Genomic DNA, 26,724 nt, shown 5'->3' on the forward strand with positions numbered 1-26,724 from the left:
AAGCTAGAGCTTAAGAAGGATGACGATTGTGACGACCCGCTCCACCGAACTGCTCCGCATCGTGCACCGCCACCCCGGCGTGACCAGAGCCGACGCGGCCCGCATGCTCGGCATCGGCACCGGCGCCGCCACCGAACTCGTCACCAAACTCAGCCGCGCGACCCTCCTCACCCAGGCACCGGCCGCACCGAGCGGCACCCGCGGCCGCCCCACCACGGTTCTGCTTCCCCACCCCGACGGCCCGCTCGTCCTCGCGCTCGCCGTCACCCACGAGGCGTGGCGCTTGGACGTCGTCGAACTCGGCGGCGCCACCATCGCCTCCGTCGCGGAACGGCACGGCGACGCCCGATGGGCCGAGGTCCGATCAGCGGTCGCCGCCGCAATCAAGGATCTGACGACGCGGTACGGCCACAGGCTGCGCGCCATCGGCATCTCCGTCCCCGGCCCCGTCTCCCGCACCCTGCGCCTGGAGGCGTTCAAGTCCGACTGGCACGGCATCGACCTCAACGACCTCTGGCCCGAAGCCGACCTCCTGGTAGCCGGCAACGACGCCACCCTGGCCGCCACCGCCGAACACCGCCGAGGCGCCGCGACCGGTGCGGCCGTGGCCCTGCACCTGCGCATCGAGGCCGGCCTCGGCGGAGCCGTGATCGAGGACGGCCGGCCGGTGATCGGCGCACACGGAGCCGCCGGCGAGTTCGGCCACATGCCCTTCGGCGACCCGGCCGTACGTTGCGGTTGCGGCGCCAACGGCTGCTGGGGAACCGCCATCGACGGCACCGCCCTGGCCCGCATCCTCGGCGCCCCGCGCCCCCGCGACCCGGTCACCTACGCCCGCCGGGTGATCGCCACCGCGGCCCGGGCCCTGACCACACAGCGAGCGCGCCAGGATCTGGCCGGCCTCCCCCCACCCCTCAGCACGCCTCCCTCGACGCCCACTCACACCACCACCGCCAGTCCGCCTGCCCCCAGCGCACCTCCGCCAATGGCCGCTCACGCCACCACGGCCGACCGGCCCGCCCTCGCGCCCCCACCAACAGCCGCTCACGCCACCACGGCCGACCTGCCCGCCCTCGCGCCCCCGCCAACGGCCGCTCACGCCACCACGGCCGACCGGCCCGCCGAGCCCGGCATCACGCCGGGGTCATCCGCCTCGACCAGTCCGTACAGTTCCGGCGAGACTGGCCCGGACACCGACCCGGTCGCCGCCGCCGAGGCCGTCCGAACCGTGGGCATCGCCCTGGGCCGCGGTATCGCAGGCCTGGTCAACGCACTCGACCCCGACCTGGTCACCCTCGGCGGCCTCGGTGTCGACCTGCTCGCCACGGTCCCCGAGGCGATCGAGTCCGCCTACCGAGACGGCCTCATGCTGATCCACCGCGACTCACCGCCACCGATCCTCCCGGCAGCTCTCCCCGACGACGAGGGCCCGATCGCCGGCGCAGCCGAGGAGGCCTGGTCAGCCTTGCTCCCCCACCTGACCTGATCCCGCCCGCGGTGACCTGCGCCCACCCGGCAACCGCAAATCACCACGCACAAGCCCGGCACTTCCCTGTGGTGACCTGCGTCCACCGGCAGACCGCAACTCACCACACAAAGCGCCCCACCTGACAACGTGGCGACTTGCGCCCACCCACAGACCGCAACTCACCACGCAAAGTGGTACCCGACATCGTGGTGATCCGCGCCCACCCACAGACCGCAACTCACCACGCAAAGTGGTACCCGACATCGTGGTGATCCGCGCCCACCCACAGACCGCAACTCACCACGCACCACGGCCAGCACGTCCCCGTGGTGACACACGGTTCGATCCGCGTTCGATCCGCGCCAGACGTCACCACGCAACGGCGGCGCTCAGTCAGGCAGTGCGGCGACCAGGACAGCGTCGAGGGTCAGGTAGTAGATCGGCGACTCCGGATCGTCCGGCGCATCCCGGTTCAGGCGCTCCATCGACAGAAAACCATCGGTCAGGTGATACAGCCCGGGCTTCCAGTCGGTGTTGTCCACCGGGTCGGGCGGGAACGTCATCGGGAACGAGTACTTGAGCACTCCGGTCTGAGCATCCACCCCCCTCAGCATGTTGTCCGGCGTCAGCAGCAGAACCGTCCGCAAGTCTGCACCCAGCACCCGAGCGGGCCCGGAAGTTATCCACAATGCCGCTCCATCCACAGACCGCGCGGCGATCTCCGCGGAATAGGTGGAGTGTGGGTCCCCGGACGCCGAGGTTCCGGCGTCCGCGGGCAGGGTCGGCGCCGAGTCGGAGGACGGCCCACTGCCGTCGGCCGACGCAGAGGCCGACGGCAGCCCGGCAGCACCGGACGAGGCCAAGGCTGCGGCTCCGGCAGCAGAAGACGAGGCCGAAGCTGCGGCTCCGGCAGCAGAAGACGAGGCCGAAGCTGCGGCTCCGGCAGCAGAAGACGAGGCCGAGGTTGATGCCCCGGCGGCACCAGACGGGGCCGGGGTGGGCACAGCCGCCGGCGACGGAGCGACAGGAGGCGCGGAGTGCGCGGAGGAGCCGATGAGCACGACCCCGGCGGCGAACGTGGCGGCCGGGTCGTCGAGCGCCGGCACGCGACGGGGCTCGGCCCCGCTGACGAGCCAGCCCTGCCCGGCGCCGTCGCGGACGGCGTCACAGTCGGAGGTCCCACAGCCCACGGGTGCGTAGGGGCCGGCCGGCCAGCCGGTGAGCGGCGCACCCGACGTCGCCTCGTAGGCACCGGTCGCGCAGAGATACGCCCCGCCGCTGGTGGTGATGCCTTCCGTGCACCCGGCCGGGACGGTCGTGGTCCAAATCGACTGGCCGTTGCTCACCGCGTACCCGGAAAGGCTCTGCCCCTCGGTGACCACGAGGGTGCCGCCGGCGAGACGCAGGCCGGGAGGGTTCCAGACCGCCGCGGCGCCGGTGCGGTGTCCGGCATAGCCGGGCGCCGCCGGGCCGTCAGCCCGCCAGGTTTCTTTTCCGGTACGGGAGTCGATCGCGACCAGTTTGCCGTCGGACCACCGGGTGACGACCGTCGTGCCGCTCGCGACCACCGCGCTGAGCTGCTCGGGCCAGCGGCGGAACGACCAGCGGGCGGTGTAGACGGTTCGCGCGGTGACCGGGCCGTCGGCCCGCACCTGGTGTTTCGCCGCATAGACGCGGACGCGCCCGTCGACGATGAGCGGAGCCACGTTGAGGCGGCTGGTCACACCGAGGAGCGTGGTCGACGGCGTGGGAGGGTTCGGCGTCCTGGCACTCGCCGACAGCTCCGCGGGAGCCAGCACACGCCAGCCGATCAGGCCGCTCACCACCAGCAGAAGCGCGGCCGCCATGATTCGCAGCAGCACCCGGGTCACGGCCGAGAGTATTCCAGGTACGGGCGGATCGGCTCACCACCGGGCGGATGACGACGGCACACACGGGGGATACGCCGCCCGCACTGTCCCCACCGGGCCGTGCCGCGATGTCGGCCGGGGGCTGGCCTGAGGAGCGCCGACGCTACTCGTAGCCGCCGTTGATCAGGCCGAGGCGCACCAGTTCGGTGAGCGGCTCGACCACGTTGGCGGCGCCGAAACCGACGAAGAGCGGGCGCGGCCCGTCGCGATGGGCGCGGGCCGGTTCGACGAGCGGGACGGGGTGGGTGGCCGCGAGTGCTTCAGCGACCTCGGCGACCTCACCTCCCTCGGCGGCGACCACTGTGGCGACCAGCACGTTGAGGAATCCGTGGTGGGTGAAGCCGGTCTCCGGGTCGGTGTGCCGGGTGGCGTGCCGGAGTCCGGCCGCGAGTTTGAACGGCAGTCGCCGGTCCCGGCAGGCGCAGATCACGGCGGCGAGCTCGACCGGGGTGGGGAAGAGTTCCGCGGCCAGGCCACCGACGCGGAACTTGGGTGCGATCGGCAGTCCACCGGCGCGCGCTTCGGCGACCGAGTCGAGGGCGGAGAGGAGGCCCCAGCTGAGCGGGATCTCGGCGTACAGCGGCAGGCCGTTCTGCGCGGCGGCGAATTCGCAGAGGGTGGCGACGCCGGGCTGGGGGTCCTCGCCGCGCCGGGCGACCGCCGCTTCGACGTGCTCGACGACGACTCCGGAGGCGCGCAGCTTCTCGACGGTTGCCGGGAGGGCGGCGGCCGACACGTCGCCGATCAGGCCCGCGGTGAGACGGGGTACCTGTCCGGTGCCGACGACCGACGCGGGTACGAGCAGCGAGCCGACCAGTCCGCGATACCACGCGGTGGCGTGTTCGTGGTGTTTGGCGACGGCGTCGGTGAGGCCCACCGGGCTGGGTGGGAGCAGGGAAGCGTCATCGACCAGCCCGGCATACAGCGGAGGCACCATCGTTGACACGATTCCGAACCTAATAGACGCCCTGAGATACGGACAACCAAGTCCGTTATGTCACTTCCCAGCCCGACCGGGCAACAAGACCCGTTTCACCATCACAGACGAGCCGGCCGGGCCGGGTGTCAGCGGCGTCTGCCGAGCACTGTCAGGAGCTCGGCCACCACCGCCGTGAGCATGCCGGCGACCAGCGGGATCGGGCCGCCGATCACGGCGTACGCCAGAAGGAAGAGTGGTGCCGCGAAGGTGAGGTAGACCGCGACCGCGAGTTTCTGGTCGTTGTTGCGCAGTCTCGGCAGCACCACGCCGACCGGTTCGGGCAGGCGCCCGCGGAACCAGAAGATCACCGCACCGAAGACGAGCACGCCGATCAGACCTGCCCAGACCCGGGAGATGCCGGTGCTGGTCAGGGTCATGGCGGCGGCCAGGACCGCGGCGACGATGGTGCCGCCGGCGCCGTACCGGACGGTCTCGCGCACCGCCTCGGACGACTCCTCGGAGGTGTCCAGTACCGGACGGGTGGGCCGGCTCACCGGCGGGACCGCTGGCGCGGCGGGCGCGGCGGGCGCGGTCGCGGTGCCGGGTGTGTCCGTGGTGTCCGCGGGTGCCGGCTCCTGGGGTGTGCTGAGCGACGCGAGTTCGGCGAGGTCCTCGATGGCCTGCGCCCACCGTCGTCGTTCGAACCGGACGATGCCGGTCTCCTGGCTCGCGTCGGCGATCGCCGAGTCGAGTTCGAGCGCTTCGCCGTATGCCCGCTGTGCCAGGTCGAACAGGCGCAGCCGGGCCGCCACCAGGGCCAGCACCAGGTGCGCTTCGGCTTCGGTGGGGGCGGCCTTGACGCCGTTCCACGCGGCGTTGAGTGCCTCCTGGCCATTGCGCGACTCGCTGAGCAGAGCGGCGCCGGTGCGTTGCGCGTACGGGTCGTCCGGCCACCCGTGCAGGATCTCGCCGGCGATCCGTGCGGCGTCGGCGAACCGTCGGCTGTCGGTGAGCGCCATGGCTCGTACCACCAGCGCGGGGAGCGCCTGTGGGTCGGCCGACGCGGCACGTTCGGCTGCGGCGAGGGCTTCGGCGGGTTGTTCGGCGGCGAGGTGGATGCGGGCGAGGGTGGCGAGGAGGTTGACCTCCTGCGGCTCGGCGGTCAGTCCGGCCGCGATCTCGTCGGCGGCCTCGTCGTAGCGGCCGAGGTCGGCGAGCAGGAGGGCGCGCTGCCGGTGTTCCTCCGGCGTGGTGTCGGGCTCCAAGGGGGCGGGCACGTGCCGAGCGTAGGCGGTCTACCTGGAAATCACGTGAGTCGGGGTGTGGCCGCGGTGTGGACCATCGCCACCGCGATGCCGGCGAGCCCCTCACCGCGCCCGGTGAGGCCGAGTCCGTCGGTGGTGGTGCCGGCCACGGTGACCGGAGCACCGACCGCCTCGGAGAGCAACTTCTCGGCTTCGGCGCGGCGCTTGCCGATCTTGGGGTGGTTGCCGATCACCTGGATCGAGACGTTGCCGATCTCGAACCCGGCTTCGCGGACCCGGCGGGCCGTCTCGGCGAGCAGGGTGATCCCGGCCGCACCGGCCCACTCCGGGCGGCTCGTGCCGTAGTTGCTGCCGAGGTCGCCGAGTCCGGCGGCGGAGAGCAGGGCGTCGCAGGCGGCGTGCGCGGCGACGTCGGCGTCGGAGTGCCCGGCCAGCCCGGGTTCGCCGGGCCAGTGCAGGCCGGCCACCCAGCAGGGACGCTCGGGGTCGAAAGCGTGAACGTCGGTACCGATACCGACCCGCGGAATGATCACGCGGTGAAGCCTAGGACTCCAGGCTCAGCAGGTGGGTCGCGAGGGCCAGATCGATCGGCCGGGTGATCTTCAGAGCGAAGTCGGACCCGGTCACGCAGACCACCGGACGACCCAGTTTCTCGACCGCTCCGGCGTCGTCGGTGTGCAGGTCGGCGGCCGCGGCATGGGCGGCCCGCAGAACCGCGGCACGGAAGCCCTGGGGTGTCTGCACGGCTCGCAGCACCGACCGGTCGACGGTGCCGAGCACCGTGCCGTCGGCGGCGACCTCCTTGATCGTGTCGATCACGGGAAGCGACGGGATGACGGCGTCGGCCCCATCACGGACCGTGGCCGCGACACGCTCGAAAAGTTCGGCGGGCGCCAGGCAGCGGGCGGCGTCGTGCACGAGAACGATGCCGATGTCGTCGGGAACGACCGCGAGCGCCGCGGAGACGGAGTCCTGCCGTTCAGCGCCGCCGGCCACCACGGTGACGGGGGCGACCGGCGCGAGCAGGGCGTGCACGGCGTCGACCTCGGCGGGTGGCGCGGCCACCACGATCATCCGGACCGACGGCGCGGCGGCCGTCCGCCGGATGGCATGGACGAGCAGTGGTTCGCCGTCCAGCAGGCGGAGCGCCTTGGGAGCGCCGGGACCGAGGCGGACACCGGCACCCGCGGCTGGAACGACGACGGCGACGTCACCGCGAGCATTGAGCTGCGCGGTCACGTCGCCGTCGTCGGACACAGTTTGAAGAGGGATGGCGTCGGTGGATCAGGCCTCGGTGAGGACCTTGTCGAGCAGGACCTCGGCCTCATCCTTGGTGCTCTTCTCAGCGAGGGCGACCTCGCCGACCAGAATGTCACGAGCCTTGGCGAGCATCCGCTTCTCACCCGCCGACAGGCCACGCTCACGCTCACGACGCCAAAGGTCACGAACAACTTCCGCGACCTTGAGCGGGTTACCGGAAGCGAGCTTCTCCAGGTTCGCCTTGTAGCGCCGCGACCAGTTGGTCGGCTCCTCGGTGTGCGGAGCGCGGAGGACGTCGAAGACCTTACCCAGGCCTTCCTCGCCAACCACTTCGCGCACGCCGACTTCCTCGGCGTTCTCAGCGGGCACTCGAACAGTCAGATCGCCCTGGGCGACACGCAGAACGAGGTACTGCCTTTCAACGCCCTTGATGACCCTAGTCTCGATTGCCTCGATGAGTGCGGCCCCGTGGTGGGGGTAAACAACGGTCTCGCCGACACTGAAAACCATAGGTTCGAAACCCCTTTCGCTGTGTCTAGGGTAACACGCCCAGGCGCTCGTGTCTCGCCCTGACGGTCACTGTTAGTGCAGCTCAGAGGCCCTGTGATGGGGCTTTCTACCGCTTGACAGCGAAGCCGGAAGCTGCCTAAGTAACGCAAAGTGACATCTCTGTCACGGCTCACACCAACGAGCCCGCACTTACCAAGTCGGAAATTTCCGACCTGATGGCTTTGTGAGATCCAGCTTATCGCTAAGGTCCGCATCAGTGCAGCACTGGCGATGCGGCCTCACGTGGGGGAGGCTGGACGGGAGTTCCCCGACCGAAGCAAGATCTGGTCGGCCAGGGGGGAGGTTGAGTCATGGCTGGCGCGAGCGACAACGGCGGCAGGCCGCCCGGGGGCGGGACCCCCGACGATCTCCCTGACTTCCCCGAGGAGTGGGGCGTGATCGTCATCCCCGACGATCTCTCCGAGCTCGCTGACGAGGTCGCGGCCGTGCGCGCCGAGCTGCACACCGGCCCGCCGCTCACCCGACTGCAGCGCCTGGCCCGACGACCATCGGTCCGGCGGCTGCGCAGGTTCGGGACGCTGCTCGTACGTACCCCCGCCCTGATCATTTCAATGGCCGTGCTGGTCACAGTGGCCAGCCTGTTCGCCTCGGCCTGGCCCGGCCCGCCCCGACAGCCGGTCACTCAGCGCACCTCCAGTACCACCGCGACGCCGATCGACAAGCTCCCCGCCATCGACCTGATCAACACGACCGACGGCGAGGCCGTCTCGGTCCGTGGCCGCCTGCCGGCAGTGGTGCTGCTCACCGAGGGCTGCGACTGCGCAAAACTGATCACCGACACGGTCGCCGCGGCCCGCCCCGGCACCACGATCCTGGTGGTCTCCTCGATCAAGCCGTCCACCGGCGCGACGTCGTCCGACGTGCTGCCCACCGCGCGGACCCCCGCCGCCGACGGCAAGACCCTCGTCTTCCTGCACGATCAGACCGACACGCTGCGTGACCAACTCGGCATCGGCCCTCCCGACGGAACCGCCGCTGTCGCCGTGGTCGACACCCTCGGCAAGATCGTCAGGCTGCACCAGCGAACCGCGTCGGTGGAGACGATTCGTCCGGATCTCTCACGCCTATAAAGACCAAACACCTCATTCGGTACGAGCTACGCAGATCACAACCGCATCAACCCGTTCCGGGCCTACACCGCGACGCCGGCGACCCTCAAGGCCTTACAGCGACCGCCGGGGCTCATGCGGTGGCCGAGGCCCTACGCGTGCACAAAAGCAGCACCCATGCAGCAGGCCGTCACCTTTCGAGGCACCCGCACCCGCCGCCTCCACGCCGCCCGCCGCCACGCCGCCCGCCGCTCGCCTCGCACACCGCTCGCCTCGCACGCCCACAATTGCCGACAGCGCCACGCCGCCCAGCTCAAACGCTTACATCCGCCGGCCGCCCCACGACGCCCAGCTCAAACACCCACACCCGCCGCCCCCACCCCGGCCGAGCCACGCCGCCCAGCTCAAACACCCACACCCGCCGCCCCCACCCCGGCCGAGCCACGCCGCCCAGCTCAAACGCCCACATCCGCCGCCCCACCCCGGCCGCCTCGAGACCCACACCCACTGCCCTGGGGCACCGCTCGCCTCGGATAACCAACCCGGGCGACGCTCGCCTCGTTACACGCGCGCTCGCCTCCGCCGTGCGACACCCGGCAGTCAAAGGCCGCAAGCACACCTGTCGCACCTGCTCAATCGTGGATTCTGGTCACTCGTCGCCGCCAGCCAGATCTTGTGAGGTTGTGGTCGCTGGAACGGCGTAACCGCACAAGATTGCCCGCCGCTCCGCCGCTCCGCCTACCTGGCGGCAGAAGTAGTGAGGTTCAGGTCGAGATGGCGGCCGAACCTCACAAGATCTCCCCCATTGATGGCAGCGCGGCCCGGCCCGCCCGGCACGGCCCGCACGGGGCGCGGCGGCGCGGCGCGGCGCGGGGCGCGGCACGGCGCGGGGCGCGGCACGGCGCGGGGCACGGCACGGCGCGGGGCACGGCACGGCGCGCGGCACGGCACGGCGCGCGGCACGGCGCGGCGCGCGGCGCGGCGCGGCGCGCGGCGCGGCGCGGCGCGCGGAGCGGCGCGCGGAGCGGCGCGGGGCACGGCACGGCACGGGGCACGGCACGGCACGGGGCACGGCACGGCACGGGGCACGGCGCGGGGCGCGGCACGGCGCGGGGCGCGGCACGGCGGCACGGCACGGGCACGGCACGGCGCGGCATGGCGGGCGCGGCGGCGGCGGGGCGACGGCACGGCGGGGCCAGGCGGCAGGTCGGGTCGGGGGCGGACCCGGCAACCCCCGCGCCGCAACCGTTTGACAGCGACCCTCACAGATCTTGTGCGCGGCTCGTCGCCCACTTCTTCGGTTCTCTAGCCAGTCTCCCCCGCGGCCATCAGCATCCAAGGTCACCGCGACCGGCCCATGTTGGACGCCCCTCGCCGCCGGAGCCGCCAGGACACCAAATTGCCGCACAAGAACCACGCAGGGTAAAGGTGTAGGTGAAACACAGCCGGAGAGCAACACGCTCGCCGGAAAGAAGCTCGACGAGGAGCTAAGGGCGGTGGGCACAGAGAACCGCCAGGCAGAGCAAGCTCATGGAGACAGCAAGCCGACAGAGACAGTGAACCAGTGGAGACAGCGAGCCGACAGGCACAGCAAGCCCATGGAGACACCGAGCCGACAGGGCCAAGGACCGACACGGCCAAGGACCGACACGGACAGGGCCGGAATCACCCGTTTGAGCGCTGCAAGGCATAGCGGAAGACGACCGGGCCGGTGGATTCGACGGATACCTTCAGGCGCAGCTCGTTGACGAGGGTGACAGTGAACGTCTCCGGCGTACGGGAACCGGAGCAGCGCAGGCCACGGCCGGAGCCCTCTCCCAGGCTCACCCGGACCCGGCTGCCGTCGCTGCCCGCGCAGACGACCGAGATCAGGAACTCGCCCTGTTCGACGTCGACGACCTCCTCGTGGCCGGCTTCGGCCTCCAATGCCAGCGTGTTGGACATCTCGTGGTCGCCGATGTCGGGCAGCAGCTGTTCGGCGGACTGCCGCCAGTCGACCAACCGGCGGTCGACAGCCGGATGTGGTGCGGCACGCCACCACCACCCGACACCGATCACCAAGATCAGAGCGGCCAGTGCGTGCAGCACGGCACCGTGCCCCCGTTCGACGCTCACGCTGCGAGGGTAGAGGCCTCCAGAAGGGTGACATAGAGCGTGAGCCCCGGACCGAACGCGAGCATGATGATCGATCTCGGTGGATTCGGGAGGCGGCGCAGCTCGTCGAGTACGAGCAGGACCGTGGGTGAGGAGCAGTTGCCGCGGGCGGCCAGCACCGCGCGGGAGGTGGCGAGCGCGGTGTCGTCGAGGCCGAGCCGCTCCTGGACCACGTCGAGGATCTTGGGGCCGCCCGGGTGCACGGCCCAGCCGTCGACGTCGGCGATGGTCCGTCCGTGCCGTTCCAGGACCTGGTCGACGAGACCGCGGACGTGTGCGGCGAGCACCGACGGCACCCTCGGCGAGAGTCCCATCCGGAAGCCCTGGTCGGTGATCTCCCACGTCATGTGGTCGGCCGTGGAGGTGTCGGTGATCGCGGCGACCTCGCGTACGGCGTACCCCGGTGAATCCGCCGTGACCACGACGGCGGCCGCGGCGTCGGAGAACAGCGCGTGGGAGACGATCTGCTGGATGTCGGTACGGGAGCCGGCCGGCTGCAGGTGCAGGCTGGTGAGCTCCGCGCAGAGCAGCAGGGCCGGCCGGCCGCGGGCGGTGACGAAGTCGCTGACCGTGCCGAGGCCCGGCAACGCCGCGTAACAGCCCATGTGCCCGACGACGAGTCGTTGCAGGTTCGGTGACATTCCCATGTCCCGGGCGAGCAGGATGTCCAGGCCCGGAGTGGCGTAGCCGGTGCAGGAACAGACCGCGAACAGCCCCAGATCGCCGGCCGCGATCCCGGCGTCGGCGAGGGCCCGGCTGACCGCCGCCTTGCCCAGCGGCATCACTTCAGCCTGGTAGCGGCGCATCCGGCGTTCTGTGGACCACTCGGAGACGTCCTCCAGCAGCGGGCTCACGACGGCCTGCCTTGTGCGTACGCCGGCGTTCGCGAAGATGCGCCGGGCCAGTCCGCTGCGTGACCCCGCGTAGTGGCGGGCGAAGTAACCATCCCATAGGTCGTCCTGGGCGGTCGCGGGTGGCAGGGCGACACCCAGGCCGCTGATCGCCGCCGTCACCATCGCGGTGCCACCCCGTCGGCGTCCGGGTCGCCGCCGAGCGCGTCCACCCCGAGCCAGTCGGCGCAGACGTCGCCGGTGGCCGGTTGCAGTGAGCCGGCCCGCGCGTCCCGGTAGAGCCGTTCCAGCGGATGCCCACGGCGCATCGCGGAGGTGCCGGCCGCCTCCAGCATCGACGCCGCCACCTCGGCGGCGGTGCTTCCGGCGAGCAGTTTCGCCCGCCACACCCAACGGTTCGTCTCGGCGTCGCCGGGTGCCTCGTCGACCCGGCGGGCCGCTTCCCGGGTCACCAGGTGAGCGGCGGCGACCGCGGCGTCGGCCCGGCCGATGCGCGACCGCACGGCTGGGAGCCCGCCCAGGCCACGCGCCTGCACGTGTTCGACGGCGGCGTCGACGGCGGCCCGGGCCACACCCACGTAGACGGCGGCGTAGCTGGCGACCATCCAGTGGGGCGCGAGCTGGGCCACCGCCAGGGCCAGGCCCTCGACACCGCCGAGCAGCGCGGCGGCCGGCACGGTGACGTCCACGTGCAGGTCGTGGGAGGCGGTGGCGCGCATGCCGAGGGCGTCCCAGGTCGGTTCCACCCGCAGACCGTCACCGGCCGTGACCAGGAATTGCGAGACCTGCGACGGGTCGGCGGCGCTGCGGGCGGCGATCAGGTACGCGTCCGCGTGCCCGGCCCCCGAGCAGAACGTCTTCGAGCCCTTGATCCGGTAGCCGCCGTCCACCGGTTCGTAGGTGGTGGCCAGCCGGGACAGCCGGGACCCGGCACCCCGTTCGCTCATCGCGACGGCGTACCAGCTACCCCCGGCCGCAGCCTTGAGCGCGTCGTCGCGAGCCGCCAGCGCCTCCGGCGGGAGCCCGAGCGCCTCGGCCAGCTCGTCGGTGACGCCGCTGAGGGCGCCGGTCACCGAGGCGTGCATGTTGAAGATCAGGGCGGTGGCGCCGTTGCCGCGGGCCAGTTCGTAGGCGACGTCCGCGTACTGGCTGAAGCCCGCCCCGGCGCCGCCCAGCCGCGCCGGGACCATCAGGCCGAAGAATCCGGCGTCACGGAGATCGGCGAAGTCGTCGGCGGGGAACATTCCGTCACGGTCGGTATCGGGGGCACGGGCCGCTAATCGTGGCGCCAGCCGCCGGGCGTCATCCAGCAGCATGGGCAACTCCTGTTTCGTGAGCACGTCCTTCGATACCCCGGATTTTGCGGCCGATGCCTTGGTAGAGGACCGCGGTCGACGGGACCGGAACGATCCGGCGGCCGTGCGCCGGCCGGCGCAGCACCAGCCAGCGGAACAGTCCGGTCAGGCTGGGCCGCACTCCGCGGATGCGTAGTGGCACTCCGTGCCGGGCGAATTCGGCGACCAGCCGGCGCGGCGGCACGAACAGCGCCGGATCGTGCAGGCCGGGCGGGGCGATGCCGAGCCGTTCCCCGAGCGTCACGGTGATCAGCCGGCTAAGGCCCGTGTCGTTGAGTGTGTCGAGCACCACAATGCCGCCCGGGCGCAGCACCCGGCACAGCTCGGCGACCGTGCCGGGCAGGTCGGTGACGTGCTCCAGGATCTCGCCGGCCACCACCACGTCGGCGCTGTGCGGGGCCAGCGGCAGCGCCGTCACGTCGCCGAGGACCGCGGTCACGCCGCGCGGCGCGGCCTGTTCGAGACCGGTGCGGCGCAGGTCGACGCCGATGTGCCGGTAGCCCTTACCGCGCAGGTGGGGCGCGAGCAGGCCGCCTCCGCAGCCTGCGTCGACCAGGATCCGGCCGGGTCCGGGGGCGGGCGGGACGAGGGCGGCACGGGCGGCGGCGAGCCAGTGCAGCAGGGCGAAGGTTCCGGTCGGGTGCCACCACTCGGCGGCGAGGTCGTCGTACTGACGTGGATCGTTGCGCGGCATCGATCGCATGCGATCGAGACTGGCACGGCTCGGGCCCGGCCACCACACTTACGAGTCATGTCCCGTGCGCTCGCGCTGCTCAGATCAGCACATCCGGAACCGGGCGGCGCGGTCACCGTGGCCATCACGCTGCTGGCCGCCGGGGCGGGGCACCGTGGGTGGCGGCTGGCCGCGGTCGCCGCGACGGTGGCGGCCACCCAGCTCGCGGTGGGCTGGGTCAACGACTGGCTGGACGCGGAACGTGACCGGGCCAGCGGGCGGCTCGACAAACCGGTCGCGTCGGGGGCGGTCACCGCGCGTGCCGTCGGACTCTCCGGACTTCTGGCCGCGCTGGCCGTACCCCTCCTCGCCCTGCCCCTGGGTCTTGAGGCGACGCTGGCGATCTCGGTCGCCATGGTGGTCGCCCTGCTCTACGACTGGCCGCTCAAGAACACCGCGTTCTCGGTGCTCCCCTATCTGATCTCTTTCGGTCTGCTACCGGCATTCGTGGTGCTGGCGCTGCCCGGCTCCCCTGCCCCGCCGGTGTGGCTGGTCGCGGCGGGCGCCCTGCTGGGTGGTGGCGCGCATTTCGCCAACGTGCTGCCCGATCTCGCCGACGACGCGGCCACCGGGATCCACGGCCTGCCGCACCGCATCGGCGCGAGGGGGTCGCAGCTGGCCGCCGCGGTGCTCCTGCTGGGCGCGACACTCACGCTGGTCCTCGGGCCGCCCGGGCCGCCGTCGTGGTCCGGGCTGGCTGCGGGCGCGGCCGCCGTCGTGGTCCTGCCATGGGGCTGGTACGCCGCGCGCCGCGCCGAGGGGCGGCCGGTCGCACTCTTCCGGGCGGTCGTCGTGGTGGCCCTGATCGACGTCCTGCTGCTGGTCCTCAGCGGCCGGGTGACCTGAGGTTCTCAGCGGCCCGGCGACCTGATGGATGGGTCCCCGCACGCGCACGATCGTCGCCCACTACGCTGATCTAACACCTTGGTGTCTCTATTTGGAGGATCGTGATGCGCTCCCTGGGAACCCGTCGCGCCGCTCTGGTCGCGGGTGCCGCCACGGTCGCTGCGCTGGCATTGGGCGGCTGCTCGGCCGGCCAGGTCGCCGAGACCGCCATCCTGGACGCGCCGATCGCCGGCGTGAACACGAAGTCGGCCACCGGCAGCGTGCTCATCCGCAACCTGCAGGTGGAGTACAACGGCGTCGAGGGCTACCACGCCAAGGAGAACGCGCCGCTCGAGCTGAGTCTGTACAACCAGACCAACGAGACGGTCACCGTCACGATCAGCCCCAAGGCGCCGGACCGTCCGCAGGTCGTCGGTGCCACCCAGGTCGGGTTCGTCAGCACGGCGACCGTCACGACGCCGGGTGAGGTCGCCTCCTCGACCAGCGCCGGCCCGTCGGCGGGCCCTGCCGCGAGCGCCGCCCCGACCGCCACGGTGAAGCCCGCGCAGATCAAGATCGCCCCGCAGGGTTCCGCCCTGTTCCGGCCGACCGACAGCGCCCAGCTCCAGGTCATCGGTCTGAGCGACGACCTCAAGCCGGGCATGTCCGTCAGCCTGGTCTTCGAGTTCAGTGACGACGCCACTCCGCTCGAGGTGCAGGCGCCGGTCGCGTCGCCGCTCACCCCGGCTCCGCGCGGTTCCGCCGAGGTCCACGGCGAGTCCGAGGGCGAAGGCCACTGACGTCCGGAGTTGTCGTACCCCCGAGCTAGCGTGTCGGGGTGACGACCTCCCGCTCCACCGCCAAGGCTCCCAAGGCCGCCTACGTCTGCGACGCCTGTGGCCACCAGCCACCGAAGTGGCTGGGCCGCTGTCCGGAGTGCGGTGAGTGGGGCTCGATCATCGAGTCCACGGTCACCGTGGCCGCCACCGGCCGCGTGGTCAGCTCCCGCATGCCGGCCGAGCCGGCCCGCCCGATCGCGCAGATCAGCGCGGCTCCCGCGCGGGCTGTGGCGACCGGGGTCGGCGAGCTCGACCGAGTGCTCGGCGGTGGTCTGGTGCCCGGTGCCGTGGTGCTTCTCGCCGGGGAGCCCGGCGTGGGCAAGTCGACACTGCTGCTCGACGTCGCCCAGCAGTGGGCGGCCGGGGCCGGCACGCCATCGCTGGTGGTCAGTGGTGAGGAGTCGGTCAGCCAGGTCCGTCTGCGGGCCGAGCGCCTCGGCGCCCTGCACGACAAGCTCTACCTGGCCTCGGAGAACGATCTCGGTACGGTGATCGGCCACCTCGACGCGGTCAAGCCGGGCCTGCTGGTCCTCGACTCGGTGCAGACCGTCTCGGCCCCCGGCACCGAGGGCGTGCCGGGTGGTGTCACCCAGGTGCGGGCGGTCACCGCCGCGCTGGTCTCGATCGCCAAGGAGCGGGGCATCGCCACCGTCCTGGTCGGTCACGTGACCAAGGACGGTCAGGTCGCCGGCCCACGCGTGCTCGAGCACCTGGTCGACGTGGTGCTGCACTTCGAGGGCGACAAGCACTCGTCGCTGCGCCTGGTGCGCGGTGTGAAGAACCGGTTCGGCGCCGCCGACGAGGTGGGCTGCTTCGAGATGCACGAGGGTGGCATCACCAGCCTGCCCGACCCGTCCGGGCTGTTCCTCACGCGCTATCTGGAGCCGGTTCCCGGCACCTGCGTCACCGTGGCGATGGAGGGCCGGCGGGCGCTGGTCACCGAGGTGCAGGCGCTGATCGGGGCCGAGGTGCAGGGTTCACCCCGCCGCACGGTGTCAGGTCTCGACCATGCCCGGCTCGCGATGGTGCTGGCCGTCCTGGAGCGCCGCACCAAGCAGCTCAAGCTCTACAACCGTGAGGTCTTCGCGGCCACTGTGGGCGGCATCCGGCTGATCGAGCCGTCCGCCGACCTGGCCATGGCCCTGGCCGTCGCGTCCGGCGGCCTCGACCTGGCGATGGCACCGCATCTGGTGGCGATCGGCGAGGTCGGCCTGACCGGCGAGATCCGCCGGGTCGGCGCGGTGGGCCGGCGACTGGCCGAGGCGGCGCGGCTCGGTTTCAAGGTCGCGCTGGTGCCACCGGGCTGCGGTCCCGACGGCACGGCCGGTGTGCCCAAGAGCATGCAGGTCGTCGAGGTGAGCAATTTGCAGGCGGCGTTGCAGAGCGCGGCGCGCGCCTCGGCCGAGCACGGCTCCCGATGACCAGCCGATTCCAGTGACTGTGGGTCACGTTTCATCACGCTACGGAACATTCATCGAACCACGCCTCGTTGGCCTGGACCGTAGTCCGTAGAATGTCCGGGTGCCGCTCGACCGCGATGGTTCAAAGCCCGCCGCCAGTTCAACGCCGCGTCCCGGCGTCAACGGCGCGGGGCATCGCGCGATGACGCCGGTTGCGGGAGCCGGTCTGACCGGTGGCGCGAGTGATCCGCTGCGGGCCAACCTGGCCCTCATGGCGCCCGGCACCGCCCTGCGCGACGGTCTGGAGCGCATCCTGCGGGGCCGCACCGGCGCGCTCATCGTCCTGGGCTACGACGCTGTCGTGGAGACCATCTGCACCGGCGGTTTCCCGCTCGACGTGGAGTTCTCCGCCACCCGGCTCCGCGAGCTGTGCAAGATGGACGGCGCCGTGGTCCTGTCCAGCGACGGCACCCGGATAGTCCGGGCCGCCGTCCATCTGATGCCCGACCCGTCGATCCCGTCCGAGGAGTCCGGCACCCGGCACCGCACCGCCGAGCGGGTCGCCAAGCAGTCCGGTTACCCGGTGATCTCGGTGAGCCAGTCGATGCACATCATCGGTCTGTATGTGAACGGGCAGCGGCACGTCCTCGACGACTCGGCGGCCATCCTGTCGCGCGCCAACCAGGCCCTCGCCACGCTCGAGCGTTACAAGCTCCGCCTCGACGAGGTGTCCGGCACACTGTCCGCCCTCGAGATCGAGGACCTGGTCACCGTCCGCGACGCGGTCGCCGTGGTGCAGCGTCTCGAGATGGTCCGGCGGATCGCCGACGAGATCTCCGGGTATGTGGTCGAGCTCGGCACCGACGGCCGTCTCCTCGCCCTGCAGCTCGACGAGCTCATGGCCGGTGTCGACGCCGACCGCACCCTGGTCATCCGCGACTACCTGCCGTCCGGCCGCAAGGCCCGCACCCTGGACGAGGCCCTCGTCGAGCTCGACCTGCTCACCGCCACCGAGATGATCGACCTGGTGGCGGTCGCCAAGGCGATCGGCTACCCGGGCGCCTCCGACTCGCTGGACGCCGCCGTCTCGCCGCGCGGGTTCCGGCTGCTGGCCAAGGTGCCCCGGCTGCCCGCCCAGATCGTCGACCGGCTCGTCGACCACTTCGGCAGTCTGCAGCGTCTGCTCGGCGCCACGGTCGAGGACCTCCAGGCCGTCGAGGGCGTCGGCGATGCCCGGGCGCGGGGTGTCCGCGAAGGGCTGTCGCGTCTGGCCGAGGCGTCGATCCTGGAACGCTACGTCTGACGACGGGCCGCTACCTCCGGGTGAATCGGCGAGTGACATGCGTCACCCGTCCGGCCCGGACAGACGGTCGCCTGATCGCGTTTCCCATGTGCCGGTGGTCGGCCAGCGTCACGTTACGTAGTTCCCCCGGCTGTGGCATGGGTTTCGGTGACCGGACGCCTCAGCCCGAAAGTGGCGCTGGGGCCCGGGACCACCGCGGATGTCGCCGGCCACACCACCGGGGTACTCGTAGCCGTACCGAAATCAAAGGTTGTGGCTTATGTCCTGGGAATGGTCGGCCAGCGCCGCGCCGACGACGGTCGCGCGTATCGGCAGGTATTCCAGGCAGCGCCGGACCGCCGGGGCCATCACCGGGTTGGGGACCCGCAGCGAGATCGTGCAGTGCGGCACCCACCGCCCCGGCCGGTAGTGGTCCCAGATCTCGACGCCGCCCGCGGTGAGGCGCTCGTGGACGGCCCGATGGTGCGCCAGCAGCTCCTCGGTCACGGTGACGCCGAGCCAGAGGACGCGACCGACGAACTGGCCGACGAAGTCGAACTCGAGGGTCAGGCCACGACCGACCGGGAAGCCGTCGAGCGCCGACGCCACCGCATGCGGGTCGATGCGGTGGGCGGCTGCCAGCGAGACGTGCGGGCGGTGCTTCTGGTGCAGCGAGCCGAGCGACGGGATGCCCTCGTCGTCCAGGGCGCGCCAGAGGGTCCGTACCCGGCGTGTCGTGTCGACGTCCAGGTACAGCTCCAGTGCCGCGACCAAATCAGGCGACGACGGTGAGTACGACCGGCGGGCTCACGATCGTGTCGAGACGGCCGAACAGCTGGTAGGCACCGGTCGGCGGCACCGGACCGGAGGCGGCCGCCCCCGTGCACTGGTTGGACTGCTTGCCGTTCCAGTTGACCTCGAAGACCTTCTCGACGCCGGGGCCGAGCGTCACGATGTCGTTGCCCTTGACCGCCGCGCACTGGTCGGACGACCAGAGTCGCTGGGCGCCCTCGGCGATGTACAGCTCCTGCGCACTGGCGCCCAGGTCGCGGGTGCACGTACGGGTGCCGGAGTTCTTGATCTTCAGCTTGATCGAGATCGTGGCGCCCCGCTGTGGCGACGTGTCGGACGGAACCGGCGTGAGCGACATCTCCGCGTCCGCGCAGCCCTCGCCCTGACCGGCGGCCGGCGGGTTCACGGCAGCGCCGGTGGTGGCCGGCGGGGGCAGGGGGTCACCGTCGCCGGGCTGCTGCGAGAGCAGGTCGGCCGGGTCGGGGTAGGCCGGACCCACGCCGGGCGGCGCACTGTCCTCGAGCGACGGCTTCGGCGACGCGCCCGTGTCCTTGGGCGCCGGGGTGCCCGTGCTCTGCGCCGAGGTGTTCTTCGGGTCAGGTTTGTCCTCACCGGAGCAGGACACGAACAGCACGATGACGCCGAGCAGCACCGCGCCCAGCACGACCGCACGCCGCCGCCAGTAGACCGCGGGTGGGAGGGGACCAACCGTCGCACGCATGATGTCGCCCACCGTAAACCCGCACACCCATCGCTATGTGCACGACGCGCCGGACATGCGACACCAAGTCAGGCAAGGTTCGTTAAAGATGGACCTCGCCTACAGTTGACCGGCTATGACTCTCGCAGACGACGCCATCGCATGGTTCGACGTGAACGCCCGTGATCTGCCCTGGCGGCAGCCCGACACCACACCCTGGGGAGTGCTGGTCAGCGAGGTGATGCTGCAGCAGACCCCGGTCGTACGGGTGGAACCCGCCTGGCGATCCTGGATGACCCGCTGGCCGGAACCGGCCGCTCTGGCCGCCGACCCGCAGTCGGAGGCGATCCGCATGTGGGGCCGTCTGGGGTACCCCAGACGGGCGATGCGCCTGCACGCGTGCGCGGTCGCCATCGTCGAGCGCCACGGCGGACGAGTTCCCTCCTCCCTGGACGAGCTGCTGGCGCTGCCGGGTGTCGGGACGTACACCGGACGGGCGGTCGCGACGTTCGCCTACGGCCAGCGTCATCCGGTCGTCGACACCAACGTGCGCCGGGTCGTCTGCCGCGCCGTCGAGGGCAAGCCGGACGCCGGACCCGCCACCACGGCCGCCGATCTGACCGCCATGGAGGCGCTGCTGCCGGACGACGAGGCACGCGCGGCGCGGGCAAGTATCGCGTTCATGGAGCTCGGCGCGATCGTCTGCACGGCCCGAGCCCCGAAGTGCGTCGACTGCCCGTTCCACGACGTCTGCGCGTGGCGGCTCACCGGCCTGCCGCTGCCCGAGGGGCCGAGCCGTAAACCGCAGCGTTACGCCGGCACCGACCGGCAGGTCCGCGGCCTGCTCCTGGAGGTGCTGCGGCACGCGACCGGCCCTGTCTCGCGGCAGCGGCTCGACCTGGTCTGGCAGGACGAGGTGCAGCGGGCCCGGGCGCTGGCTGGGCTGGTCGAGGACGGGCTGGTGGAGAACCTCGGGACGAACGATTTCGTGCTGGCCGGCGACGCGCCCCGGGGCGACGTCCAGAGCCTGTTCTAGCCCGCGGCGATCCGCGCGGCGATCTGCTCGGTCAGCGGGTACGGGCGCTCGGGTGGCAGCAACGTGGCCGCCCGGGCCTCGTCGCCGTCGTCGAGGTGTCCACGGATCCGGCGGGCGAGCCCGGTGACGTCGGTGATCGTGGTGATCCACTCATCGACGTAGAGCGGCACGGCCGAACCGCCCAGACCGAGCTGCAGCGACCGGTACGGCAGCTCACGCAACCGCAGATCACGCTCGGGATCCCACTGGAGACGGACCGGGGCGCCCCTGAGTTCCCGCTGCCAGGTCACCCGATCGGGGTGCAGGCTGCGCTCATGATGGCTGAGCTCCGCATTGGCGAGGGCCCACTCGAACCCGGAGCGGGTGATCGACACGGCGAGGACGTGCTCCTGGCCGGGCTTGGTGGCCCAGCCACAGCGGTACATCATCCACAGGAACGACGGCTTGATCCAGGTCATCCGCTCGCGCTTGAACGGCGGCACGAACCGCCCGGCCCGTACGGCGGGGACGGCGATGGCTGGTGAGTAAGCCTGGTAGACGGTGACGGTGTCATCGTCGTACACCGCCCGGATCTGACGTCGCATGGTCGTCGATTAAACGCCGAACGGCCCGGCTGCACACGCAGCCGGGCCGTCACGCCGATTTCCTACGACTCCTCGGTGGTCGTCACGCCGAGGTCGGCCGGCACCGCGTCGGGCACCGTCACGCCCTTCTCGGCGCCCTTGAAGACCAGCTTGGCCTTCTCGAACTTGACCGGGTCGCCCTCGCAGTCGACGACGACGATCTGGCCGGGACGCAGCTCGTTGAAGAGGATCTGCTCGGACAGGGTGTCCTCCAGCTCGCGCTGGATCGTGCGGCGCAGCGGCCGGGCACCGAGGACCGGGTCGAAGCCCTTGGCCGCCAGGTAACGCTTCGCGTTGTCGGTCAGCTCCAGGCCCATGTCCTTGTTCTTCAGCTGCCCCTCGATGCGGGCGGTGAAGATGTCGACGATCTGGAGGATCTCCTTCTCACGCAGCTGGTGGAAGACGATCGTGTCGTCGATACGGTTCAGGAACTCGGGGCGGAAGTGCTGCTTCAGCTCGTCGTTGACCTTGATCTTCATCCGCTCGTAGCTCGACTCCTCGGCCTCGGAGGCCTGGAAGCCCAGCGACACCGCCTTGGCCACGTCACGCGTGCCCAGGTTGGTGGTGAGGATGATGACCGTGTTCTTGAAGTCGACGATCCGGCCCTGACCGTCGGTCAGGCGGCCGTCCTCCAGGATCTGCAGGAGCGTGTTGAAGACGTCGGGGTGGGCCTTCTCGATCTCGTCGAAGAGCACCACGCTGAACGGCTTACGACGCACCTTCTCGGTCAGCTGACCGCCCTCGTCGTAACCCACGTAGCCGGGAGGGGCACCGACGAGGCGGGACACCGTGTAGCGGTCGTGGAACTCGGACATGTCGAGCTGGATCAGCGCGTCCTCGGAGCCGAAGAGGAACTCGGCGAGCGCCTTGGACAGCTCGGTCTTACCGACACCGGACGGGCCGGCGAAGATGAACGAGCCGGAGGGGCGCTTCGGGTCCTTCAGACCGGCCCGGGTGCGGCGGATCGCCTTGGAGACGGCCTGGACCGCGTCCTCCTGGCCGATGACGCGCTTGTGCAGCTCGTCCTCCATGCGCAGCAGGCGGGAGGTCTCCTCCTCGGTCAGCTTGTAGACCGGGATGCCGGTCCAGTTGCCCAGAACCTCGGCGATCTGCTCGTCGTCGACCTCGGACACGACGTCGAGGTCGCCGGCCTTCCACTCCTTCTCCCGCTGCGCCTTCTGGCCCAGCAGCTGCTTCTCCTTGTCACGCAGCTGCGCGGCCCGCTCGAAGTCCTGCGCGTCGATCGCGGACTCCTTGTCGCGGCGGACCTGGGCGATGCGCTCGTCGAAGTCACGGAGGTCCGGCGGCGCGGTCATCCGGCGGATGCGCATCCGTGCGCCGGCCTCGTCGATCAGGTCGATCGCCTTGTCCGGCAGGAACCGGTCGGAGATGTACCGGTCGGCCAGCGTCGCGGCCGCGACCAGGGCGGCGTCGGTGATGCTGATCCGGTGGTGCGCCTCGTAACGGTCGCGAAGACCCTTGAGGATCTCGATGGTGTGCGCCAGCGACGGCTCGCCGACCTGGATCGGCTGGAAGCGACGCTCGAGGGCCGCGTCCTTCTCCAGGTGCTTGCGGTACTCGTCGAGGGTGGTCGCGCCGATGGTCTGCAGCTCACCGCGGGCGAGCATCGGCTTGAGGATGCTGGCCGCGTCGATCGCGCCCTCGGCGGCGCCCGCACCGACGAGCGTGTGGATCTCGTCGATGAACAGGATGATGTCGCCCCGGGTGCGGATCTCCTTGAGCACCTTCTTCAGGCGCTCCTCGAAGTCACCGCGGTAGCGGGAACCGGCCACCAGGGCGCCCAGGTCGAGTGTGTAGAGCTGCTTGTCCTTCAGCGTCTCGGGCACCTCGCCCTTGACGATGGACTGCGACAGGCCCTCGACCACGGCGGTCTTGCCGACACCGGGCTCGCCGATGAGGACCGGGTTGTTCTTGGTACGCCGGGACAGCACCTGCATGACCCGCTCGATTTCCTTCTCCCGGCCGATGACCGGGTCGAGCTTGCCCTCGCGGGCGGCCTGCGTCAGGTTGCGTCCGAACTGGTCGAGCACGAGCGACGTGGACGGTGCGGCCTCGCCGGTCGCGGTGCCCGCGGCGGCCGGCTCCTTGCCCTGGTAACCGGAGAGCAGCTGGATCACCTGCTGGCGGACCCGGTTGAGGTCGGCGCCGAGCTTGACCAGCACCTGGGCGGCGACGCCCTCGCCCTCACGGATCAGGCCGAGCAGGATGTGCTCGGTGCCGATGTAGTTGTGGCCGAGCTGGAGCGCCTCGCGCAGCGAGAGCTCGAGCACCTTCTTGGCGCGCGGCGTGAACGGGATGTGCCCGCTCGGCGCCTGCTGCCCCTGGCCGATGATTTCCTCGACCTGCTGCCGGACCCCTTCGAGGGAGATACCGAGGCTCTCCAGAGCCTTGGCGGCGACGCCCTCGCCCTCGTGGATCAGGCCGAGCAGGATGTGTTCGGTCCCGATGTAGTTGTGGTTGAGCATCCGGGCCTCTTCTTGGGCCAGGACGACAACCCGTCGCGCTCGGTCGGTGAACCGCTCGAACATGCCCTCGTGCTCCTCACGTGCCGTGCGCCAATGAACTGGCGGGGCCAGCGCACGGGCATCGGTGATGCCCGTGCTGTAACTCTATCGCCGCTGGCGGCATCCGCCGGGTCCTCGCGACCCTTGGAGACGATCCGCAACGTTGATTAAGCCAACTTCGCACGCTCAGCGGCTGTTCCCCCACCCGAACGTGTACGCGTACAGCGAAATCCTGCCGATCCACAGGCTGTGGACAACTCTGTCCACGCCTGTGGATAACCGTAGTGAGGTTGTGGAGCGGCCGACGGCTAAACGCGGAGAGGGCGCCACCGACGTCGTCGGGGCGCCCTCTCCGAGGCCGGACCGGGAAATCAGGCCCGGCCGGGACCCTTGGCGTGGAACTCGTCCACGATCTCCTGCGGGATGCGGCCGCGGTCGGAGATCTCCTTGCCCGACTTCTTGGCCCACTCCCGGATCGCCTTGTTCTGCTCCCGGTCCGCGGTCGCTCCGCCACGACCACGAGCCGCACGACCACCGACCACGACACCGCCGCGGGCGACCTTCGTACCGTGCTTCAGGTAGGGCTCGAAGACCTCCCGCAATTTAGCGGCGTTCTTCTCCGAGAGGTCGATCTCGTACTGAATACCGTCGAGCGCGAACTTCACGGTCTCGTCGGCGTCGACACCATCGATGTCATCGACCAGCTTGTGAATGATCTGCTTGGCCACGCGCCGTTATCCTCCCGAACACAGGTTCTCTCCCCAGCAATGGGAAGACAATAACGCTAGGGACGCATGACCCGTCAATGGCGGGTGGGTAATTGTTACTCCGGCCGAACCAGGGGGAAGAGGATCGTTTCCCGAATGCCCAGGCCGGTGAGCGCCATCAACAGCCGGTCGATTCCCATTCCCATGCCACCGGACGGCGGCATTCCGTACTCCATGGCACGCAGGAAATCCTCGTCCAGCTGCATCGCCTCGGGGTCGCCACCGGCCGCGAGCAGCGACTGCGCGTGGAACCGCTCGCGCTGAACGACCGGGTCCACCAACTCGGAATAGGCGGTGGCGAGTTCGAATCCGCCGACGTAGAGGTCCCACTTCTCGGTCAGGCCCGGAGTGGTGCGGTGGCCCGCGGTCAGGGGCGCCGTCTCCTCCGGGAAGTCCCGGACGAAGGTCGGCGCCTGCAGGCTGTCGGTCACCAGGTGCTCGAACAGTTCCTCGGCCAGCTTGCCGGCGCTCCACTTCGGGTCGACCGACAGTTGCACCTTGTCGGCGTACCGCTGCAGCTGGGCCAGGTCGGTCTCGATGGTGACCTCCTCGCCGAGCGCCTCGGAGATGGCGCCGAAAAGTGTGATCTGCCTCCACTCGCCGCCCAGGTCGACCTCGGTGCCGTCCTGGTGGGTGACCACATGCGATCCGGACACCGCGAACGCGGCCTCCTGAATCCACTCCCGCACCTGCGCCTGCATCACGTTGTAGTCGGCATAGGCCTGATAGGCCTCGAGCATGGCGAACTCCGGCGAGTGCGTGGAGTCCATGCCCTCATTCCTGAAGTTGCGGTTGATCTCGAAGACCCGGTCGATGCCGCCGACCACAGCGCGCTTCAAAAACAGTTCCGGAGCGATCCGCAGATAAAGATCGGTATCGAGTGCGTTGCTGTGAGTCACAAACGGACGCGCCGCGGCGCCGCCGTGGAGCAACTGCAACATCGGCGTTTCCACCTCGAGGAAATTCCGGCGGAACAGCGACTCACGCAGGCTGCGCACCACGGTGGCCCGCGTCCGCACCACGTCGCGCGCCTGCGGGCGCACGATCAGATCGACATAGCGCTGCCGGACCCGGGTCTCCTCGGAAAGCGGCTTGTGCGCGACCGGAAGGGGACGCAGAGCCTTGGCGCTCATCGCCCAGGAATCGGCGAGGACCGAGAGCTCACCCCGCCGGCTGGTGATCACCTCACCGGTGACCGCGACCAGGTCGCCGAGGTCGACCAGGCTCTTCCAGTCGGCCAGCGACTTCTCGCCGACCTTGTCCAGCGAGAACATCGCCTGGATCTCGGAGCCGTCACCGGCCCGCAGCGTGGCGAAGCAGAGCTTGCCGCCGTTGCGCACGAAGATCACCCGGCCGGTGATCGACACCTTGTCGCCGGAGGCGGTGTCGGTGGCCAGATCCGCGTAGCGCTCGCGGATCGCGGCGATCTCGTCGGTCCGCGGGACCTCGACCGGGTAGGGCGGCAGCCCTTCGGCGAGCAACCGGTCCCGCTTCGACCGGCGGACCCGCATCTGCTCGGGAAGGTCCTCGGCGGGGTCGATCGCTGGCGTGTTCTGCTCGGTCACGGCAAGACTTCCTTCTCGGTGCTGGGACCTCGAAAGCCTACTCAGGCGGGCTCAGACGTTCCGCTCATATACCATCCGCAGCCCGATCAGCGTGATCATCGGCTCGTGGGCGGTGATCGTGCGGCACTCGTCCTTCACCAGCCAGGCCAGACCGCCGGTGGCGATCACCGCCTTGACCTGGCCGATCTCCTCGATCATCCGCTCGACGATCCGGTCCACCTGACCTGCGAAACCGAAGTAGAGACCGGCCTGCAGACACTCCACGGTGTTCTTGCCGATCACCGAGCGCGGCTTGGTCGGCTCCACCTTGCGCAGCTGGGCGGCCCGCGCGGCGAGCGCGTCGAACGAGATCTCGATGCCCGGGGCGAACGCGCCGCCCAAGAACTCGCCCTTCGCGCTGATCAGGTCGAAGTTCGTCGTCGTGCCGAAGTCGACCACGATCGACGGTCCGCCGTAGAGGGCGTGCGCGGCCAAGGTGTTGACCACCCGGTCGGCGCCGACCTCCTTGGGGTTGTCGATCGCGAGCTGCACCCCGGTCTTCACGCCCGGCTCGACGATCACACTGGGAACGTCGTCGTAGTAGCGCTTCAGCATGGTGCGCAGGGTGCGCAGGGCGGCCGGCACGGTCGAGCAGGCCGCCACACCGGTGATCTCCACGGCGTCACCGGCGAGCAGGCCACGGAACTTCAGGCCCAGCTCGTCGGCGGTCGCGGCGCCATCGGTCTTGATCCGCCAGTTGTGCACCAGCTTGTCGCCGTCGAAGGTCGCCAACACGGTGTTGGTGTTTCCGATGTCAATGCAGAGCAGCACGGAGGCCCCTAAGAATCAAAATCAAG

The 26,724-nt window shown here is 70.5% G+C and carries 24 protein-coding genes; 7 read left to right on the forward strand and 17 right to left on the reverse strand.

Annotated features, from left to right (window positions below; all coding sequences use genetic code 11):
* Nucleotides 1-19 precede the first annotated feature (19 nt).
* On the forward strand, nt 20-1,486 hold the full coding sequence (locus CLV67_RS53455) for an ROK family protein (protein WP_239166712.1): 1,467 nt from the start codon (nt 20-22) through the stop codon (nt 1,484-1,486).
* Between the two features lie 371 nt (nt 1,487-1,857).
* Here the strand turns inward: CLV67_RS53455 and CLV67_RS53460 are convergent, their stop codons facing one another.
* The 6 genes from CLV67_RS53460 to CLV67_RS20230 all read right to left on the reverse strand — a co-directional run bounded on the left by CLV67_RS53460 (nt 1,858) and on the right by CLV67_RS20230 (nt 7,332).
* Entirely contained in the window at nt 1,858-3,339 is a 1,482-nt protein-coding gene (locus CLV67_RS53460) for an outer membrane protein assembly factor BamB family protein (protein WP_239166711.1), read from the reverse strand.
* A 142-nt stretch (nt 3,340-3,481) separates the two neighbouring features.
* Entirely contained in the window at nt 3,482-4,324 is an 843-nt protein-coding gene (locus tag CLV67_RS20210) for a hypothetical protein (protein WP_203737514.1), read from the reverse strand.
* A gap of 119 nt (nt 4,325-4,443) precedes the next feature.
* Complete coding sequence (locus CLV67_RS20215) at nt 4,444-5,574, reverse strand: tetratricopeptide repeat protein (RefSeq protein ID WP_106320666.1); 1,131 nt, start codon at nt 5,572-5,574, stop codon at nt 4,444-4,446.
* Between the two features lie 29 nt (nt 5,575-5,603).
* Entirely contained in the window at nt 5,604-6,095 is a 492-nt protein-coding gene (ispF, locus tag CLV67_RS20220) for a 2-C-methyl-D-erythritol 2,4-cyclodiphosphate synthase (protein ID WP_106320668.1), read from the reverse strand.
* A 10-nt stretch (nt 6,096-6,105) separates the two neighbouring features.
* Nucleotides 6,106-6,801, reverse strand: a complete 696-nt coding sequence (gene ispD, locus CLV67_RS20225) for a 2-C-methyl-D-erythritol 4-phosphate cytidylyltransferase (protein WP_106321307.1) — start codon at nt 6,799-6,801, stop codon at nt 6,106-6,108.
* A gap of 45 nt (nt 6,802-6,846) precedes the next feature.
* On the reverse strand, nt 6,847-7,332 hold the full coding sequence (locus CLV67_RS20230; RefSeq protein ID WP_014447856.1) for a CarD family transcriptional regulator: 486 nt from the start codon (nt 7,330-7,332) through the stop codon (nt 6,847-6,849).
* 350 nt (nt 7,333-7,682) lie between these two features.
* Between CLV67_RS20230 and CLV67_RS20235 the strand changes: the two genes are divergently transcribed.
* Complete coding sequence (locus CLV67_RS20235) at nt 7,683-8,462, forward strand: hypothetical protein (RefSeq protein WP_106320670.1); 780 nt, start codon at nt 7,683-7,685, stop codon at nt 8,460-8,462.
* Nucleotides 8,463-10,106: 1,644 nt separating this feature from the next.
* Here CLV67_RS20235 and CLV67_RS20240 read toward each other — a convergent pair.
* From CLV67_RS20240 to CLV67_RS20255, 4 genes are read right to left on the reverse strand one after another with little or no spacing between them, the layout of a single operon-like run.
* The gene (locus CLV67_RS20240; RefSeq protein WP_106320672.1) at nt 10,107-10,556 is read right to left on the reverse strand and encodes a DUF6023 family protein; all 450 of its coding nucleotides are present in this window, start codon (nt 10,554-10,556) and stop codon (nt 10,107-10,109) included.
* Nucleotides 10,553-11,611, reverse strand: coding sequence for a type III polyketide synthase (locus CLV67_RS20245; protein WP_106320674.1), 1,059 nt, complete (start codon nt 11,609-11,611; stop codon nt 10,553-10,555). Before CLV67_RS20245 ends, CLV67_RS20240 begins: the two co-directional genes overlap by 4 nt.
* Complete coding sequence (locus CLV67_RS20250) at nt 11,605-12,762, reverse strand: acyl-CoA dehydrogenase family protein (protein ID WP_106320676.1); 1,158 nt, start codon at nt 12,760-12,762, stop codon at nt 11,605-11,607. Before CLV67_RS20250 ends, CLV67_RS20245 begins: the two co-directional genes overlap by 7 nt.
* Entirely contained in the window at nt 12,749-13,504 is a 756-nt protein-coding gene (locus tag CLV67_RS20255; RefSeq protein ID WP_106320678.1) for a methyltransferase domain-containing protein, read from the reverse strand. Before CLV67_RS20255 ends, CLV67_RS20250 begins: the two co-directional genes overlap by 14 nt.
* Nucleotides 13,505-13,552: 48 nt before the next feature.
* Here CLV67_RS20255 and CLV67_RS20260 point away from each other — a divergent pair, with 48 nt between their 5' ends.
* The 4 genes from CLV67_RS20260 to disA all read left to right on the forward strand — a co-directional run bounded on the left by CLV67_RS20260 (nt 13,553) and on the right by disA (nt 17,901).
* Nucleotides 13,553-14,380 carry a UbiA family prenyltransferase gene (locus CLV67_RS20260; RefSeq protein ID WP_106320680.1) on the forward strand — a complete coding sequence of 276 codons (828 nt, stop codon included), beginning with the start codon at nt 13,553-13,555 and terminating at the stop codon, nt 14,378-14,380.
* 104 nt (nt 14,381-14,484) lie between these two features.
* The gene (locus CLV67_RS20265) at nt 14,485-15,159 is read left to right on the forward strand and encodes a hypothetical protein (protein ID WP_106320682.1); all 675 of its coding nucleotides are present in this window, start codon (nt 14,485-14,487) and stop codon (nt 15,157-15,159) included.
* A gap of 38 nt (nt 15,160-15,197) precedes the next feature.
* Entirely contained in the window at nt 15,198-16,619 is a 1,422-nt protein-coding gene (gene radA, locus CLV67_RS20270) for a DNA repair protein RadA (RefSeq protein WP_106320684.1), read from the forward strand.
* Between the two features lie 181 nt (nt 16,620-16,800).
* Nucleotides 16,801-17,901: a DNA integrity scanning diadenylate cyclase DisA gene (disA, locus tag CLV67_RS20275; RefSeq protein WP_373873189.1), complete on the forward strand. Its 1,101-nt coding sequence runs from the start codon at nt 16,801-16,803 to the stop codon at nt 17,899-17,901.
* 243 nt (nt 17,902-18,144) lie between these two features.
* Here disA and CLV67_RS20280 read toward each other — a convergent pair whose 3' ends face one another.
* Together CLV67_RS20280 and CLV67_RS20285 are read right to left on the reverse strand one after the other, a co-directional pair.
* On the reverse strand, nt 18,145-18,654 hold the full coding sequence (locus CLV67_RS20280; protein ID WP_106320688.1) for a 2'-5' RNA ligase family protein: 510 nt from the start codon (nt 18,652-18,654) through the stop codon (nt 18,145-18,147).
* A gap of 1 nt (nt 18,655) precedes the next feature.
* Nucleotides 18,656-19,393 (reverse strand): adhesin, encoded by a 738-nt coding sequence (locus tag CLV67_RS20285; protein ID WP_106321309.1) that lies wholly within the window; start codon nt 19,391-19,393, stop codon nt 18,656-18,658.
* Nucleotides 19,394-19,508: 115 nt separating this feature from the next.
* On the opposite strand from CLV67_RS20285, the gene CLV67_RS20290 reads away from it, so the two are divergent.
* Nucleotides 19,509-20,408, forward strand: coding sequence for an HhH-GPD family protein (locus tag CLV67_RS20290; protein ID WP_106320690.1), 900 nt, complete (start codon nt 19,509-19,511; stop codon nt 20,406-20,408).
* Here CLV67_RS20290 and CLV67_RS20295 read toward each other — a convergent pair.
* The 5 genes from CLV67_RS20295 to CLV67_RS20315 all read right to left on the reverse strand — a co-directional run bounded on the left by CLV67_RS20295 (nt 20,405) and on the right by CLV67_RS20315 (nt 26,698).
* The gene (locus tag CLV67_RS20295; RefSeq protein WP_106320692.1) at nt 20,405-20,992 is read right to left on the reverse strand and encodes a DUF4291 domain-containing protein; all 588 of its coding nucleotides are present in this window, start codon (nt 20,990-20,992) and stop codon (nt 20,405-20,407) included. The two genes, CLV67_RS20290 and CLV67_RS20295, sit on opposite strands and share 4 nt — an antisense overlap.
* A gap of 62 nt (nt 20,993-21,054) precedes the next feature.
* Nucleotides 21,055-23,580, reverse strand: coding sequence for an ATP-dependent Clp protease ATP-binding subunit (locus CLV67_RS20300; RefSeq protein WP_106320694.1), 2,526 nt, complete (start codon nt 23,578-23,580; stop codon nt 21,055-21,057).
* A gap of 347 nt (nt 23,581-23,927) precedes the next feature.
* Nucleotides 23,928-24,284 carry a histone-like nucleoid-structuring protein Lsr2 gene (locus CLV67_RS20305; RefSeq protein WP_093619447.1) on the reverse strand — a complete coding sequence of 119 codons (357 nt, stop codon included), beginning with the start codon at nt 24,282-24,284 and terminating at the stop codon, nt 23,928-23,930.
* A 95-nt stretch (nt 24,285-24,379) separates the two neighbouring features.
* Nucleotides 24,380-25,888, reverse strand: coding sequence for a lysine--tRNA ligase (gene lysS / locus CLV67_RS20310; protein WP_106320696.1), 1,509 nt, complete (start codon nt 25,886-25,888; stop codon nt 24,380-24,382).
* Nucleotides 25,889-25,939: 51 nt separating this feature from the next.
* The gene (locus CLV67_RS20315; protein WP_106320697.1) at nt 25,940-26,698 is read right to left on the reverse strand and encodes a type III pantothenate kinase; all 759 of its coding nucleotides are present in this window, start codon (nt 26,696-26,698) and stop codon (nt 25,940-25,942) included.
* Between the last annotated feature and the right edge of the window lie 26 nt (nt 26,699-26,724).

Source organism: Actinoplanes italicus, from assembly GCF_003001815.1.
Lineage (GTDB): Bacteria > Actinomycetota > Actinomycetes > Mycobacteriales > Micromonosporaceae > Actinoplanes > Actinoplanes italicus.

Bases quoted from the DNA above. Each gene is read 5' to 3' on its own strand.
- CLV67_RS20235 (WP_106320670.1), top strand. From the start codon at position 7,683: ATGGCTGGCGCGAGCGACAACGGCGGCAGGCCGCCCGGGGGCGGGACC.
- CLV67_RS20300 (WP_106320694.1), bottom strand. From the start codon at position 23,580: ATGTTCGAGCGGTTCACCGACCGAGCGCGACGGGTTGTCGTCCTGGCC.
- CLV67_RS20295 (WP_106320692.1), bottom strand. From the start codon at position 20,992: ATGCGACGTCAGATCCGGGCGGTGTACGACGATGACACCGTCACCGTC.
- CLV67_RS20255 (WP_106320678.1), bottom strand. From the start codon at position 13,504: ATGCGATCGATGCCGCGCAACGATCCACGTCAGTACGACGACCTCGCC.
- CLV67_RS20285 (WP_106321309.1), bottom strand. From the start codon at position 19,393: ATGCGTGCGACGGTTGGTCCCCTCCCACCCGCGGTCTACTGGCGGCGG.
- CLV67_RS20260 (WP_106320680.1), top strand. From the start codon at position 13,553: ATGTCCCGTGCGCTCGCGCTGCTCAGATCAGCACATCCGGAACCGGGC.
- CLV67_RS20250 (WP_106320676.1), bottom strand. From the start codon at position 12,762: ATGCTGCTGGATGACGCCCGGCGGCTGGCGCCACGATTAGCGGCCCGT.
- CLV67_RS20245 (WP_106320674.1), bottom strand. From the start codon at position 11,611: ATGGTGACGGCGGCGATCAGCGGCCTGGGTGTCGCCCTGCCACCCGCG.
- disA (WP_373873189.1), top strand. From the start codon at position 16,801: ATGACGCCGGTTGCGGGAGCCGGTCTGACCGGTGGCGCGAGTGATCCG.
- CLV67_RS20265 (WP_106320682.1), top strand. From the start codon at position 14,485: ATGCGCTCCCTGGGAACCCGTCGCGCCGCTCTGGTCGCGGGTGCCGCC.
- CLV67_RS20230 (WP_014447856.1), bottom strand. From the start codon at position 7,332: ATGGTTTTCAGTGTCGGCGAGACCGTTGTTTACCCCCACCACGGGGCC.
- CLV67_RS53455 (WP_239166712.1), top strand. From the start codon at position 20: ATGACGATTGTGACGACCCGCTCCACCGAACTGCTCCGCATCGTGCAC.
- CLV67_RS20290 (WP_106320690.1), top strand. From the start codon at position 19,509: ATGACTCTCGCAGACGACGCCATCGCATGGTTCGACGTGAACGCCCGT.